General features: G+C 64.2%; 12 protein-coding genes and 1 pseudogene. 1 reads left to right on the forward strand and 12 read right to left on the reverse strand.

From position 1 onward, the window contains the following. Positions 1–41: 41 nt before the first annotated feature. The 4 genes from fabI to HHL08_RS08985 are packed head-to-tail and all read right to left on the reverse strand — an operon-like array spanning position 42 to position 5,196. Positions 42–815 (reverse strand): enoyl-ACP reductase FabI, encoded by a 774-nt coding sequence (gene fabI / locus HHL08_RS08970; RefSeq protein ID WP_169572476.1) that lies wholly within the window; start codon positions 813–815, stop codon positions 42–44. After that, entirely contained in the window at positions 812–2,008 is a 1,197-nt protein-coding gene (locus HHL08_RS08975) for an acetate/propionate family kinase (protein ID WP_169572478.1), read from the reverse strand. Before HHL08_RS08975 ends, fabI begins: the two co-directional genes overlap by 4 nt. After that, on the reverse strand, positions 2,005–3,432 hold the full coding sequence (locus HHL08_RS08980) for a bifunctional enoyl-CoA hydratase/phosphate acetyltransferase (RefSeq protein WP_169572480.1): 1,428 nt from the start codon (positions 3,430–3,432) through the stop codon (positions 2,005–2,007). The genes HHL08_RS08975 and HHL08_RS08980 overlap by 4 nt, the downstream gene beginning before the upstream one ends. Before the next feature lie 3 nt (positions 3,433–3,435). Beyond that, positions 3,436–5,196: a PHA/PHB synthase family protein gene (locus tag HHL08_RS08985; RefSeq protein WP_048576338.1), complete on the reverse strand. Its 1,761-nt coding sequence runs from the start codon at positions 5,194–5,196 to the stop codon at positions 3,436–3,438. 677 nt (positions 5,197–5,873) lie between these two features. Here HHL08_RS08985 and HHL08_RS08990 point away from each other — a divergent pair. Further along, positions 5,874–6,236 carry a response regulator gene (locus HHL08_RS08990; protein ID WP_257538436.1) on the forward strand — a complete coding sequence of 121 codons (363 nt, stop codon included), beginning with the start codon at positions 5,874–5,876 and terminating at the stop codon, positions 6,234–6,236. Positions 6,237–6,302: 66 nt separating this feature from the next. On the opposite strand, the gene HHL08_RS08995 is transcribed toward HHL08_RS08990, so the two are convergent. From HHL08_RS08995 to HHL08_RS09030, 8 genes and pseudogenes are all read right to left on the reverse strand, one after another. Then, positions 6,303–6,722 carry a response regulator transcription factor gene (locus HHL08_RS08995; RefSeq protein WP_048576339.1) on the reverse strand — a complete coding sequence of 140 codons (420 nt, stop codon included), beginning with the start codon at positions 6,720–6,722 and terminating at the stop codon, positions 6,303–6,305. 85 nt (positions 6,723–6,807) lie between these two features. After that, complete coding sequence (locus tag HHL08_RS09000; RefSeq protein ID WP_169572482.1) at positions 6,808–7,431, reverse strand: response regulator transcription factor; 624 nt, start codon at positions 7,429–7,431, stop codon at positions 6,808–6,810. Continuing rightward, entirely contained in the window at positions 7,428–9,302 is a 1,875-nt protein-coding gene (locus HHL08_RS09005; protein WP_169572655.1) for a PAS domain-containing sensor histidine kinase, read from the reverse strand. The genes HHL08_RS09000 and HHL08_RS09005 overlap by 4 nt, the downstream gene beginning before the upstream one ends. Positions 9,303–10,054: 752 nt before the next feature. Then, positions 10,055–10,495, reverse strand: a complete 441-nt coding sequence (locus tag HHL08_RS09010) for a baeRF12 domain-containing protein (RefSeq protein WP_048576341.1) — start codon at positions 10,493–10,495, stop codon at positions 10,055–10,057. Positions 10,496–10,505: 10 nt separating this feature from the next. Then, a complete protein-coding gene (locus tag HHL08_RS09015) occupies positions 10,506–11,231 on the reverse strand; it encodes a phosphoribosyltransferase (RefSeq protein WP_048576342.1) in 726 nt (241 codons plus the stop codon). 2 nt (positions 11,232–11,233) lie between these two features. Beyond that, the gene (locus tag HHL08_RS09020) at positions 11,234–11,887 is read right to left on the reverse strand and encodes a dienelactone hydrolase family protein (protein WP_048576343.1); all 654 of its coding nucleotides are present in this window, start codon (positions 11,885–11,887) and stop codon (positions 11,234–11,236) included. A 2-nt stretch (positions 11,888–11,889) separates the two neighbouring features. Continuing rightward, positions 11,890–13,226 (reverse strand): annotated as a pseudogene (locus tag HHL08_RS09025) (erythromycin esterase family protein). Between the two features lie 30 nt (positions 13,227–13,256). Then, positions 13,257–14,060 (reverse strand): universal stress protein, encoded by an 804-nt coding sequence (locus HHL08_RS09030; protein WP_169572484.1) that lies wholly within the window; start codon positions 14,058–14,060, stop codon positions 13,257–13,259. Between the last annotated feature and the right edge of the window lie 204 nt (positions 14,061–14,264).

Consider the following 14,264-nt stretch of genomic DNA (forward strand, 5'->3'; position numbering starts at 1 on the left):
CGCGTCGGCAAGGGAATCCGCGTGCTGCCGGTTGAAACCCGTCATGCGAGCAGGTGCAGGCCGCTATCGACCGGGATGACCGTGCCGGTGATCCGCTTGGCAGCATCGCTGACCAGGAACGCTGCCAGCGCGCCGACATCGTCGACATCGACGAGCCGGCCTTCCGGGACGGCCGCCGCGGCGCGCTCGATCAGTTCATCGAAGCGTTCGATGCCGCTCGCCGCCCGCGTCGCGATCGGACCCGGGGAAATCGCATGGGCGCGGATGCCCTTGGATCCCAGTTCGGCGGCGACATAACGGGTCGCGCTTTCCAGAGCCGCTTTTACCGGCCCCATCAGATTATAGTGCTCGACCACCCGGTCCGATCCGTAGAAGGTTACGCACAGCAGGCAGCCTCCGTCGGGCATCAGCGGTTCGGCCAGTCGCGCCATGCGTAGGAAGCTGTGGCAGGAAACATCCATGGCGATTGCGAAGCCTTCCGCAGAGGAATCGACGACGCGGCCATGAAGATCCTCCCGCGGCGCGAAGGCGATCGAATGGAGCAGGAAATCGAGGCCGCCCCATTTCGTGTTCACCTCGTTGAACAGCGCCTCCAGCTCGCCGGGAACGCGGACATCGCAAGGCGCGGTCCATTCGACCCCCAGCCGTTCCGCGACCGGCGCCACATACTGTTCCGTCTTGGCGTTGAGATAGGTGGCGGCGAGCCGTGCCCCGCAACGCGCGAACGCCTCGGCACAGCCGGCCGCGATGCTGTGTTCATTCGCAATGCCAACGACGAGCCCGCGCTTGCCGGCAAGATCGACCAGCGGTTTCATGATTGTCCTCCTGCCGGGGTCAGCGCGGCGAGTGTGTGAATGGCGATCATGCGTTCCTCGTCGGTCGGAATGACACGAACGACGATCTCGCTGTCCGCCGTGCTGATGACTGGCGCGTTGCGCGCATTGGCGTCTTGGTCGATGGCGATGCCGAGCCAGGCCAGTCGCTCGCAGATCGCCGCACGGATGACGGGATCGTTTTCTCCGATCCCGGCCGTGAAAACGATGCCGTCGAGGCCGCCTAACGAAAATATGAGGGCCGACGCTTCTCGCGCCGCGCGCAAGGTAAAGAGGTCGATCGCCTCGGCCGCGCGCGGATCGTCGCTCTTGTGAAGTGCGCGCATGTCGCTGGAGATGCCGGACACGCCGAGCAGCCCCGACTGGTTGTAGAGCAGTGCCTCGACGTCGGTCGCGCTCATGCCCTCTTGCGTCTGGAGATGGATCACGACGCCGGGATCAATCGTGCCGCAGCGCGTTCCCATCATCAGCCCGTCGAGCGCTGTGAACCCCATCGTCGTATCTACGCTGCGGCAGTCCCGCATCGCGCAAAGGCTGGCACCGTTGCCGAGATGGGCGGCGATCACACGCCTCGATGCGAGCACCGGATCGGCCTCGCGGAGCGCGCGGGCGATATATTCATAGGACAGGCCATGAAACCCGTAGCGCCGGATACCCTTGTCGTGCAGCGCGCGCGGCAGCCCGAAGCGGGTGGCGACCTCGGGCAGCTCATGATGGAAGGCGGTGTCGAAGCAGGCGACCTGCGGCAGATCGGGCGCGAGCGAGCGAATGGCCCGGATCGCGGCGAGATTGTGGGGCTGATGGAGCGGCGCGAGCGGACATAGCGCTTCCAGCCCGGCAAGCAGGGCGTCGTCGACGACAAGAGGGTGGAAGAACTTTGTCCCGCCATGGACAACGCGATGCCCGACAGCAACGATGTCGGGATCTGGCAGATGATCCCCCGCCCACGCGAACAGGTCATGCAGCAGGGTCTCGTGGCCGAGCCCGCTGCCATCGTCCCAGTTCCGGTCGATCAGGATAGTTCCGTCCTTATCGCGCGCGACGAGGTGCGGCGCGGTGCCGATCCCCTCCAACTTGCCGGCGGCGGCATGCTGAGGGCCGTCCGGCCCCAGCGTGAACAGCGCGAACTTGATGCTCGACGAGCCGGAATTGAGGCTGACGACGGCGCGGCTCATGTCAGAGCCTTGCCTTCGGGCAGGCCCGGCGAAGCCTTGGTGGCGGCGCGCGCCAGCAGCACGGCCAAGGCGCAGGAAGCCAGGCGTGTTCGCGCGGAGTCGGCGCGGCTGGTGAGCACGATCGGTACCCGGGCGCCCAGGACGACGCCCGCCGCGTCCGCACCGCCCAGAAAGGTGAGCTGCTTGGCGAGCATGTTTCCGGCCTCCAGATTCGGGACGACCAGGATCTCGGCCTTGCCCGCCACGGGCGAGACGATCCCCTTTTCCTTGGCCGCCGCCTCGCTGATCGCATTGTCGAACGCCAGCGGGCCATCGAGCACGCCGCCTGAAATCTGACCGCGATCGGCCATCTTGCAGAGCGCGGCGGCGTCGAGCGTCGATCGCATCGACGGATTGACCGTCTCCACCGCCGACAGGATCGCGACCTTGGGACTTTCGATCCCGATCACATGGGCGAGGTCGATCGCATTGCGGATGATGTCCGCCTTTTCCTCAAGGCTCGGCTCGATGTTGATCGCGGCGTCGGTGATGATGAGCGGCGTCGGGTGGTCGGGCACGTCCATCAAATAGGCGTGGCTGATGCGCCGCTCCGTCCGCAGGCCAGTCGAGGAGGAGACCACCGCGCTCATCAGTTCGTCGGTGTGAAGCGATCCCTTCATGAGCAGCTTCGCTTCGCCCGAACGGACAAGCGCCACCGCGGCGGTCGCCGCGGCATGGCTGTGCGCGGCGGGGACGATGCGATAAGCGGAGATATCCTTCCCCGCTTCTTCCGCCGCCGCGCGGATTCGCGCTTCCGGCCCGACCAGAATCGGCAGGATCAGACCGGCTTCGGCGGCGTCGACCGCCGCGGTGATCGCCGCGGCGCTGCAGGGGTGGGCGACAGCGGTCGGCGGCGCTGCGTCCGCCCTCGTCCGTTCGATCAGCTTGCGATAGCCGTCATGGTCGGAGATGCGAACGTCGGGAAGCGCTATCCGTGGAAGGCGGATCTTCTCGGTCGGCGCCCTGACCTCGGCCTGGCCCGTAATGACCTCGTCGCCATTCTGGTTGACGCAGCGACAATCGAGCAAAAGCACATGATGCTCGGATCGTTTTTCGGTCACGGTCACCGAGGTTGTGATGGCGTCGCCCAGGCCCACCGGCCGGGTGAAGCGCAAAGACTGGCTGAGGTAGATTGCGCCCGGTCCCGGCAGCTCGGTGCCGAGCACGGCCGAAATCAGGCCGCCGCCCCACATGCCGTGGGCGATCACGCGGTGGAACAGGTCGGTCGCCGCATAATCGGCGTCGAGATGGGCCGGGTTCACGTCGCCCGAGACGAGCGCGAAGAGCTGGATATCCTCTTCCCGCAGCGTGCGCGTGACGCTCGCCGTATCGCCGACGGCGATCTCGTCGAAGGTGCGGTTTTCGATCATTTCCGGGACGGCCATCCCTCAATGCTCCAGCACATAGCGGCCGGGGGCGTTCTCGATCACCGGATAGTCCTTGTCCGGCGCGCCCAGCGGCGGGGGGGCGGCCGGCTCGCCCGAACGCGCGCGCAGCCACTCTTCCCAGGCGACCCACCAGGACCCGTCGCGCACGGGCGCATGCGCCATCCAGTCGTCCGGATCGAGCGCGGCGCCGTCCGTCTCGCGGGTCAGGATATGATAGCGCCGCCCCTTGTGCCCGGGCTCGGAAACGATCCCCGCATTGTGCCCGCCGCTGGTCAGAACGAAGCAGATTTCGGCATTGCTGAGCATGTGGATTTTGTGGACCGACCGCCAGGGCGCGACATGGTCGCGCTCGGTGCCCACTACGAACATCGGCTTGCGCAGCGCGCCCAAGCTGATCGTGCGGCCATCGACCTTGTAGCGCCCCTCGGCAAGATCATCGTCCAAGAACAGGCGGCGCAGATACTGGCTGTGCATGGCATAGGGCATCCGCGTCCCGTCGGCGTTCCAGGCCATCAGGTCCGACATGGGTTCGCGCTCGCCCATCAGGTAGGTGTTAAGGATCCGCGACCAGACGAGGTCGTTGGAGCGCAGGATCTGGAAGGCGCCGCCCATCTGAGCCCCGTCAAGATAGCCGCGGCTCCACATCATGTTCTCTAGCACGTTGAGCTGCGCCTCGTCGATGAACAGGCCGAGCTCGCCCGGCTCGCTAAATTCGGTCTGCGCGGCGAACAGGGTGATGGTGGCGAGCCGTTCATCCCCGTCGCGCGCCATCGCCGCCGCCGCGATGGACAGCAGCGTGCCGCCGATGCAATAGCCGACGGCGTGAACGGCCGGCGCCCCGGTGATCGCTGTCACCGCGTCGAGCGCCGCCATCGGGCCCAGGCGCCGATAGGCCTCCATGTCGAGGTCGCGGTCCGCGCTGACGGGATTGTGCCAGGAGATGATGAAGACCGTATAGCCCTGCCCGGTCAGCCAGCGGACCAGCGAGTTCTCCGGCGACAGGTCGAGAATGTAATATTTCATGATCCAGGCCGGCACGATCAGAATGGGTTCCGGCCGCACGGTGTCCGTGGTCGGCGCATATTGGATCAGCTCGATCAGCTCGTTTCGGTAGACGACCTTGCCGGGCGTGGCGGCGACGTCCTTCCCGACCTCGAACGCTTCGGTCCCCGCCGGCGGCTCGCCGCGCATCGTGCGCTGCATGTCCTCCAGCAGCAGCCTGGCACCCTCGACAAGGCATTGCCCGCCGGTCTCGAATATCCGCTTCTGGAGGACGGGATTGGTCGCGACGAAATTGGTCGGCGCCATCGTGTCGAGGATCTGCCGCGTCCCGAAGGCGACCATGTCTTCATGATGCCTCGTGACGCCCACCACGCCGGTGGTGGCCGCGTGCCACCATTGCTGGTTGAGAAGGAAAGCCTGCGCGATCAGACTGAAAGGCGCTTCCTTCCAGGCCGGATCGACGAAGCGACGATCCTGCGGCAGCGGCTCGATTGCGGGAGCGGCGTCGTGGTCACCGATGCTGCGCACCGCATATTCGCCGAGCCGCATGAATTTGCGTGTCGTCTTGGCCGCCAGCTGCAACTGCTTGCCCGGCGAGCCGGCAAGATGCATGCCCCAGTCCGAAAAGGCTTGGAAGATCGTTGCGGGCGACAGGCCGTGGGTGATCTGTGCGATGCCCGCGATCGCGGCCCGGTCCAGGGTTTCGGCAATGCCGTCGAGCGGATCGGACGCGTCCTGACGTGAATGCGCTGCTGCCATCTTGGAGCTCCTGAAAAAATCCTGTCTCTACTGCGGCTGAACACGCGCAAGCGCATTACGTAAATGCCCCATGCCGCATGTCCCACGGCATTCCATTGCTATCACTTTCGCCTGTATTCTCAGGTATTTTGGGCCAGGGCGTGATCCATGCCTTGGAAAAGAATCGCACCTTCGCAACGGCAATAAACGGTACTGCAAAGGTTAGATACAGCGCAAGTCCGTCGGTTGCTCCCGAACATTTTCGTCAGCGATCCATCGCCGCGCGCGTCCCCTGAAAAGCAGCTTGCCTTCATGGATGACATAGGTGCGACACGGCGGAATTGATCTTGGTAAACCCAATGATCGAGCAGAAGCAGACGGTCTTGCCCAGCCGTCCTTACATTGTGACCCTATAGTGCGGCACCAGATCGCGACCGGACAAATGCTCTCCGTACGGTCATCCAGAGCGCGCTTCTTGCCGCTGTCGCCAGGGGGTTCGCAGGATCGGTCGCGGATGGATTGAGATCGCTCCCCTCGGAGGGGAAATCAGCAGTGGCGCTATCCGTCACTTGGGAAATCTACGTAGTTCAGAGCGGCGACGTTGCCGTTAGACCGAATCGACCGGACGATTCCGGCAGTCCTTGGTTTGTTTGGCACGAGTGACACATAGGCCCACCGACCCGCAGATTCCTCACGCTGTGATCCTCCTTGTCGAGAGCGACACCGGATTGAGGCGCGCGTTGCACCTGTTGTTTATGGCTCGCGGCTATAGCGTGAAAGCCTATGCAGAGGAGACCCGCCTCCTGGCAGATCCGATGAGAGAGGAGGCAGCTTGCCTGATCGCCGAGCATCGGCCCGTTCATGTGGATGGAATCGACCTTCTGCGTCAGCTCCGGGCGGCGGGCTGGCAGCGCCCGGCCATTCTAACCACAGCCGATCATTCCGCGGAGACCGAACTCTGCGCACGCGGTGCGGGCTACGCGCATATTCTCCACAAGCCGTTCGCGCACCATGTGCTGCTTGGCCTTGTCGATGGAGTCCTGCCTCTGGGTCTCGGTTAGACGCAGCAATAGGCAGGGGTACGCGCTCCCATGCACGCGCTGCAGCGGCCAACGCCGCTTCGCCGCTCACGAAGATGGGGCAGGGGAGGCGCGGGGCGGGGCCGTCAATCGCGCGACAGCGTCAGCGAGCGCATGCTCGCGCAACGGTTTCTCGATGACGATGCTGAAGCCCTCCTTCATCGCCCGCTCGACAAGATCTGGCGAGCCATAGGCGGTGACGAGGATGGCCGGTCCCCGCCATCCGCGCGCACGAAGCGATTGCAAGACCTCCAGACCGTCCATTTCGGGCATGCGATAGTCGGTCACCAGGCAGATCGCGTCGTTCACAAGCGGATCGGCAAACATGGCCGTGCTCGATGCGTAAGAGCGGATGTCATAGCCTCGGGCGTGAAGGAGAAGCTGGAGAGAGCGGCGGACGGCCGGCTCGTCCTCCACCAGTAAAATCTTAGGGCGCTCCACCGGGAGAGGTGCAACAGTGCCATTCATGATCGTCTCGCATTGATCCGGTTCCTAACGTCGACCGGATGCAAGGAATCGCAGGAAAATCGCGGCAAGTCGCTACGTAGAGGTCCTATGAGCGGTCGTCGCCGAGATTGGCGGCGAATGCGATACGCAGCGCATCGGACAGGCTACGGACCCCCAGTTTCGTCATCAGATTGGCGCGATGCACCTCGACGGTCCGGGGCGATATGCCGAGATCATAGGCGATTGTCTTGTTGGGTAAACCTTCGGCCAGTCCCTTGAGCACGTCCTGTTCGCGTCCGGTCAGCGCGGAGATCATCACGGCCGCGTCGGCCGCCCTTGTCGCCCGTTTGTCGCTGCCGTCGAGCCGTTCGAAGGCGGCGGCGATAGCATCTAGTAGCACGGCCTTTTCGAAAGGCTTCTCGATGAACTCGACTGCGCCTGCCTTCATGGCCCGCACCGCAATCGAGATATCGCCGTGCCCGGTCAAGATGATGACGGGCATGGCGACGCCGCGCTCGAGAAGCGCCTGCTGCACCTCCAGTCCGTCCATCTCGGGCATGCGGACATCGAGAAGGATGCAGCCGGGCTCGGCGTGCCGCACCTCGCGCAGGAAGGCGACTCCGGACGCGTAGCTCGCCACCGTGAAACCCGATGTTTTCAACATGAATCCGGCTGATCGCCGGATCGCCTCCTCATCATCGACGATATGGATCATACGTCTTTCGGTCATTCGATAGTCTCCGGCTCGGCTTCGACGAGCGTGAAATGAAACTGAGCCCCGCCGCCGGGACGTGGCTCCAGCCATATCCGACCGCCGTTCGCCTCGACGATGGTGCGGCAGATCGAGAGCCCCAGACCCATGCCCTCGCTCTTCGTGCTGACGAAGGCGGTGAAGAGCTGTTCCGCGACTTCAGGCGAAACGCCCGGGCCAGAATCAGCAATAGTTAGCCGAATGAAGCCAGCTTTGTCACGGCGGGATGCAATCCACAGATGCCGTTCGGACGATTCCGCCATGGCCTCCACCGCATTGCGAAGGAGATTGATTAGCACCTGCTGGATCTGCACCTTGTCGAGAAGCACTTTCGAAGCGTCGGGAGCGAGATCGAACTGGGCGTCGATACCCTTCTCCCTAGCGCCCATCAGCCCGAGCGCCGCCGCCTCGCCAATGAGGGTGGGAAGATTCTCGACGGTCTTCTCAACCTCCCCGCGCGCAACGAAGTCGCGCAGCCGCCGTACGATCTGTCCGGCGCGCAGAGCCTCTCGAACCGAATCATCCAGGGCTTCGCGGATCATCGGCAGATCCTCGGGATTGGCTTCGGCGAGCAGGTCGCGCACCGCCTCCACATAGTTGGCGACGGCGGTGATCGGCTGGTTCAGCTCGTGGGCGAGCGTCGAGGCCATCGTGCCCATCGCGCTCACCCGGGCGACATGAATCAGCTTGGACTGCAGTTCATCGAGGCGCTCCTGGGTCTCCTGGCGTTCGGTCAGGTCCCGGATGAAGCCGGTGAAGACGCGCTGGGTCTCGCCAATGGCTTCGCCCACAGATAGTTCCATCGGGAAGGTCGAACCATCACGTCGCGCGCCGATGACGACGCGCCCGATCCCGATGATCCTTCGCTCGCCGGTTGCAAGATAGTGTTCGAGATAGCTGTCATGGCGTTCACGATCGGGCGACGGCATGAGCAGGCTCACGTTCGATCCGCGAATCTCAGCCTCTGAAAAGCCGAACAGCCGTTCGGCCGCGGCGCTGAACGAGAGGATGATGCCGTGTTCGTCGATCACGATCATCGCATCGGGGACCGTCGAGAGGATCGAGCGGAGATGGCTGGCGCTGGCTTTGTGCGCACTCTCGGCGGCGCGCTCCCCCGTTGCATCGCGGACCACCTTGCCGAAGCCGCGCAAGGCTCCGCTTTCATCACGCAGCGCAGTGATCGAAACATGCGCGAGGAACTCGGAACCATCCTTCCTGAGCCGCCAGTCTTCCTCCTCGAATTTGCCCTCGTCGCGCGCGCGTTTGAGGTCGGCTTCGGGCTTGCCGGCCTGGACGGCGTCCGCCGGGTAGAAGATCGAGCAATATTGGCCGACGACCTCTTGCTCTCTCCAGCCCTTCAGCCGCTCGGCGCCGTCGTTCCAGATCGTGACGCGGCCTTCGGGATCGAGCATGTAGATTGCATAACCCTGTGCTCCGTCGATCAGCAGGTTAAGTTCGTCGGCGATCTCCGAGAGCTGGTTCTGGCGTCTCCTGTCCCAGGCTGCACGCCGCCGTCGCAAGGACGCGTTGCGAGCGTCGAGCAGGGCGATGCCTGCGGCCACCAGCAGCGAAAGCAGCAGATCGAAGGGTTCAAGACCAGGCAATGGGCGCAATAGGGCAAACAAGGCCCCGACCAGAATAGCGAGAATAGCCGCGCCCGTTGCGGCGCCCGTTCCACCCAGCGCGGCTGCAACGATGATCGAAAGGATGAGCAGCAGATAGGGGCTGTGGTTGACGCCCCCCGCGCGGAGAGCAAGATCGGCGGGTACGGCGAGGAGAACGGCCACGATGCCAATCGCATAGCCCCAGCGGGCCTGCCGTGTTGAGCTATCCTGCGCGTCACTTTCCATATGGAATCCCGTCTGGCTTTGATCCATCCTCTCTGGTTGCACCTTGATTATATTCCGAGCGTCGGAACTCGTCAGTTGACTACATCAGAAAATGCTACTCGATAGAACAGAAGGACTTTTTGGAATGAGATCGTAGCCCGTCTTCGCAACTCCACTGCCGTCCTTCTAAAAGCCTCGAATCGGCCCAAGACCCTCGCAGGTTCCGTCTCACTTTGAGACCTTTATCTGGCAACCTTGCCTTGGAAAAGCATCAAAACATCCGCGATGCCAGGCATCGTTCGGGTTCGCAGCCGAGTGCAATCCTGCCAACAGTGGGCGCCAACGCATCGGTCGATGCGTGAGCAAGCCAAGAGGCATCGCGGGTCATGAGGCATACGTCATTGGCCGTCCCGTGCCTGCCGCGCGTCCCGCCAGTCGGGACGGTTGATCGCGCGCAAACATAGGAAAACGCGCCCGGCGTATTTCCCGAAGATTTTGTATTCCGCAGGCCGCCCGACCGAAGCCGAGAACCCATGTTTGCCGCGCGATGCGGACCCCTCTTCACGATCAAGATCGGACGGGCGAGGAAAGGCTATGCCGATCGCCCCTGCTTGTCCACAAGATACGACCGTGTCGTTTCCCGAATGACTGTCCGTCCGCAGAACCGATATTGGCAACGAAGATGATCGCCGGCGCATCGTTAAAACCTTCCGTATCAAGCCGCTGCATCGACCCTGGACGCTGTGGCCGCCATAAGGTCTGGTGGCAGCCTTTCAGATCTGATGCGATCGGAGCAGTTTCAGGATGTCGGTGGCGTGACGCTGGGCGAAGTCCTTGGCAATTTCCGCCAGAATATGACCCTGCATAGTCGGGTCGAGGTCGCTGCGAAGCACGCCCAGCATGCGCGGCGGCGCGATGAGGATCAGCGGCCTGCCCTGCCTGCCCAGCGATGCCACCGCCTGCAACGCCTCCTGTCCGAAACGGTCTTCCCGGCGCTGGTGATAGTCGGCATCGGCATAGGCGCTGCGCGTCGGCACCGCGCTGCCGAAGCTGCGCCCCGGAGCGTCCGTGGCCATCGCGCGGCTCGGCGGATTCTTCATCGCCTGCTCGTGCAGAAGCTCCAGTTCGGGCGCGGCGTCGGTGCCGCGATTGCGAAGCACCTGCACATGGCCGCCATCGACAACCAGAATCGTCGTATCGTGGGGAATAAGCATCGTCTCTTCCTTATCCTGGGGCCGGACCCCGTGCGCCTCGCATGGCGGTCGGACGCCCGGGCGAGCCGTGCGAGTGACCGAAAGGTGTCGCCTCTCGAACCAGCCGGACCACCTCCTCGTCCGTCGTCTGATCGAACACGGCATAGTGTGTTCCAACGGCGTAGAAAGGATCGGGCTGTGCCAGACAGACGATGTCATCGCACTCTGGCGAAATCTCGGCGATGCTGTCGCTAGGCGCGACCGGTATGCCAAGGACAAGGCGTGCCGGCCGATTCTTGCGCAGTCCTTTGAGGGCAGCCTTCACCGTGCCCCCGGTCGCGATCCCATCGTCGATCACGATGACCGTGCGGCTCGTCACCTCCACCGGGACGCGACCGCCGACATAGGATGAGCGCCGTCGCTCGATTTCCGCGAGCTGCCGCCGCATCTCGGCCCTGATATAGTCGGGGCTGGGCGCCAGCTGGCGGACGATGTCCTCGTTGAGCACGAGCTGCGGTTCGGCACCATCGACCACCGCGCCGATGCCCAACTCCTCATAGCCCGGCGCGCCGATCTTGCGGACGAACAGTAGGTCCAGTTCCGCATCAAGCGCCTTGGCCACCTCGAACGCGACCGGCACGCCGCCGCGGGGCAGCGCCAGCACCAGTGGATGCGCCCCCGCCAAGGGGGCGAGCACGATCGCCAGTCTCCGGCCGGCCTCGCGCCTGTCGTGAAACTCAGGTTTATGGCCGGCCATGGTCAAGCCTCCTGGAAATGTTGCCGGAACCATCGCGCGGCGTGGTCGATCACTGCGTCGAGCGTGCCTGGCTCTTCGAACAGGTGCGTCGCTCCCGGTACGATCAGCAGCTCGTTCTCGGCATGAAGATGGCGTTGCGCGATCCGGTTCAGCTCGATCACCGGCAGGTCCCGGCTGCCCACGATCAGCAGCGTTGGCGCGCGGACATGCGCGAGCGCGGCCGAACCCGCCAGATCCGGCCGGCCACCGCGCGAGACAATGGCGGCAATGCGTGCGTCGGGGCCGGACGCGGCCAGCAGAGCCGCGCCCGCGCCCGTGCTCGCGCCGAAATAGCCCACCGGCAGCGCCGCCATTCCTGGCAGCAATCTCACCCACCCGGTGGCGGCCTTCAGCCGGGACGCCAATAACGGAATGTCGAACACATTGACGCGGTCCTGCTCCTCGGCCGGAGTCAGCAGATCAATCAGCAATGTCCCAAGCCCCGCGTCGCGTAAGCCTTGCGCGACATGAGTGTTACGCGGGCTGAGCCGTCCGCTGCCGCTGCCATGGGCGAAGATGACGATCCCCTTGGCAGCGACGGGCACGCCCAGCAGCCCCTTGAGCCCATCGGGCTGAACGGTGACGGGAACCGGATCGTGGGCGGCGAGGGCGATCATCGTCACAGTCCGAAGGGCCAGGTTGCGGGCGCGCCATGGGGATGCTCATGTCCCAGCGGGGTCACCGCGGTCGTTTGCTCAAACCAGACCCAGGCATCGAACTGCTCAGCCAGGACCGCCTCGAAATAATGGCTGAGGCGCTCGGTTTCCGGGCGGTACAAGACGCCTATGGCGCGCTCGAGCAGGGCTCGCGCAGCAGCCCGGCGAGATTGGGCTTCCTCCGCCAATCGGTCAGCGTCCGCGCCAGTCCCGTGGACCGAAACGCATGCTCGTAGCTGTCGGCACGTGCCGACCGCACGGTCTTGATCTGCATGTCGGCGCCCCAGTCGCTGGCGGCGGCGACCGTGCCGGTATCGGTGCCAAAGCCGATCGACACCGCTTCCTCGCCATAGGCCATGCGGCAGAGCTCACCGATGTTGAATTCGCCCTGCCAGCCCATCGCGGTCGCGGCGGCGTTGCCGACATGGCTGTTATGCGCCCAGACGACAGCCTTGGCACCATCGCCGCGATGGGTGAGCAGCGCCTGCAACGTTTCGAACATATGCCGGTCACGCAGGTTCCAGCTCTCGGTCGAGCTGCGGTACATGGCACGGTAATAGCGCTCGGCAGCACGCACGATACGCGCGTTTTGTACCGCGTCGAACCAGGCTTCGCCGTCTCCGTGCAAATATTCGAGCCGATGGGTCAGAAGTTCATGAAGCTGTGCGACCGCGCGATCCTCGCAACTCGGACGGCCGCCATGAACCACGGCGCGGCCATAATGCGCCGGTTCATCCTGCCATGGTGTCAGGCACCCATAGCGCCGGCGGGCATTCCCGGCGGCCTCGGGATCGACCGTGTCGAGATAGGCGAGCACTGCGTGGATCGACTCGCTGAGGCTGTAGACATCCAGACCATGGAATGACGCGCGGCAATCTTCGTCAAGCGATGCATTATGCCCCCGCATCCAGTCGGCAAATTCCAGCACCTCGACATTGCGCCACATCCAGGTCGGAAAGCGCACGAAGCTGTCGCCGCGTCGGGGGCGCGGTGCTTGATGCCGGACATAATCGTCGATCTGCGCGGCGTCCGGCCAGTCGGCCTCGACCGCCACGATGGTAAACCCGTGGCGCTCGACCAAGCGGCGGGTGATTGCGGCGCGTGCGCGGTAGAATTCGGATGTACCGTGGGTCGCCTCGCCCAACAGGACGACGCGCGCATCGCCGAAACGATCGAAGGAGGCCCCGAACGCGTCAACGCGCTCGGGTGGCGGCAGCGGCTCGGCGTGGCGGCGCAGCGCTTCGATCAGCGCCGCCGATGCCTCCTTGCCAATACGGTCGTGCAGCGCTGCGTTCGGCATGAGAGTTTCCTTTTCAGGCCTTGTCCGCGTTCAATGCCCAAGAAGGAGCGGCACCGGACTCTCGGCGAGCATCCGGCGGGTCACGCCGCCGATCAGCCGCTCGCGCAGGCGTGAATGGCCATAGGCGCCGATAATGCAGTAGGCTGGTTGCCGGTCCCGACAGGCGGCGAGAAGCGCATCCGCCACCGTCCATTCCAGCGGAATATCACGGTCGATGCGGGCATGGATGCCATGGCGTGAGAGATAGGCGGCGGCCTCTTCCGCAGGCGGTCCATCGGTCTTGCCGATCTCAACGATCGTCACGCCTTTCGTGAGGGCGAGGAGCGGCGTGACCGCGCGAAGCGTCTCGGCGACAGCGGGAGCACCGTTCCAGGCGACCAGCGCCTGTCCATGGGCATCGAGGCTGCGGAACTGTTGTGGAACCGCGAGGACTGGCTTTCCGGCGCGCATAACGACGTCGGAAACGATCGCCCGCATGTCGGGAGGCTCATGATCGGCGAACATCGTGTTGAGCACGATGATGTCGGCGAGCCCCGCCTCGGCTTCCAGCAGACCGGCAATGTCGCCGGTCGCGTCAGCCCAGTCCCATGCGATGTCCTCGACTGAAAGGCGCGCCTCGATCCGGTCGCGATTAACCGCTTCCCGGTTGCGCGCGTCGGCGAGCAGGGCGACTTCGGCATCGGCCATCATATAGTCTGCGCCGACCAGGATTGGCGCCTGGACAATGTCGAGGCATGTGAGATGCCCGTTGGTCGCGCGGACAAGATCGAGCGCGGCCTGGAAGCGAGCCTCTTCACCGGCGTCATCGTGAATCAACAGCAGAACATTCTTCATATGAATCTCCAGCGCATGCCCGCCATCGAGGCGGAGTCGTAGCCGAACAATGGCGGTCACGTTCGCGACAATCATTACGTGAGGATACGGAGGAAGAGTTCGCGGTGCGCCACTGCGTAGACTTCCGGATGCCGAACAGGTCGTTCGTTGCGTACGACTCCGACGTTCTCCGGCCAGACCCCGGACAAAGATTAAACCCAGGAG

Source organism: Sphingobium psychrophilum, assembly GCF_012927105.1.
Classification (GTDB): Bacteria; Pseudomonadota; Alphaproteobacteria; order Sphingomonadales; family Sphingomonadaceae; genus Sphingobium; species Sphingobium psychrophilum.

Coding starts and splice junctions, on each gene's coding strand:
- fabI (WP_169572476.1), bottom strand. CDS start 815: ATGAAACCGCTGGTCGATCTTGCCGGCAAGCGCGGGCTCGTCGTTGGC.
- HHL08_RS08975 (WP_169572478.1), bottom strand. CDS start 2,008: ATGAGCCGCGCCGTCGTCAGCCTCAATTCCGGCTCGTCGAGCATCAAG.
- HHL08_RS08980 (WP_169572480.1), bottom strand. CDS start 3,432: ATGGCCGTCCCGGAAATGATCGAAAACCGCACCTTCGACGAGATCGCC.
- HHL08_RS08985 (WP_048576338.1), bottom strand. CDS start 5,196: ATGGCAGCAGCGCATTCACGTCAGGACGCGTCCGATCCGCTCGACGGC.
- HHL08_RS08995 (WP_048576339.1), bottom strand. CDS start 6,722: ATGAATGGCACTGTTGCACCTCTCCCGGTGGAGCGCCCTAAGATTTTA.
- HHL08_RS09000 (WP_169572482.1), bottom strand. CDS start 7,431: ATGACCGAAAGACGTATGATCCATATCGTCGATGATGAGGAGGCGATC.
- HHL08_RS09005 (WP_169572655.1), bottom strand. CDS start 9,302: ATGGAAAGTGACGCGCAGGATAGCTCAACACGGCAGGCCCGCTGGGGC.
- HHL08_RS09010 (WP_048576341.1), bottom strand. CDS start 10,495: ATGCTTATTCCCCACGATACGACGATTCTGGTTGTCGATGGCGGCCAT.
- HHL08_RS09015 (WP_048576342.1), bottom strand. CDS start 11,231: ATGGCCGGCCATAAACCTGAGTTTCACGACAGGCGCGAGGCCGGCCGG.
- HHL08_RS09020 (WP_048576343.1), bottom strand. CDS start 11,887: ATGATCGCCCTCGCCGCCCACGATCCGGTTCCCGTCACCGTTCAGCCC.
- HHL08_RS09030 (WP_169572484.1), bottom strand. CDS start 14,060: ATGAAGAATGTTCTGCTGTTGATTCACGATGACGCCGGTGAAGAGGCT.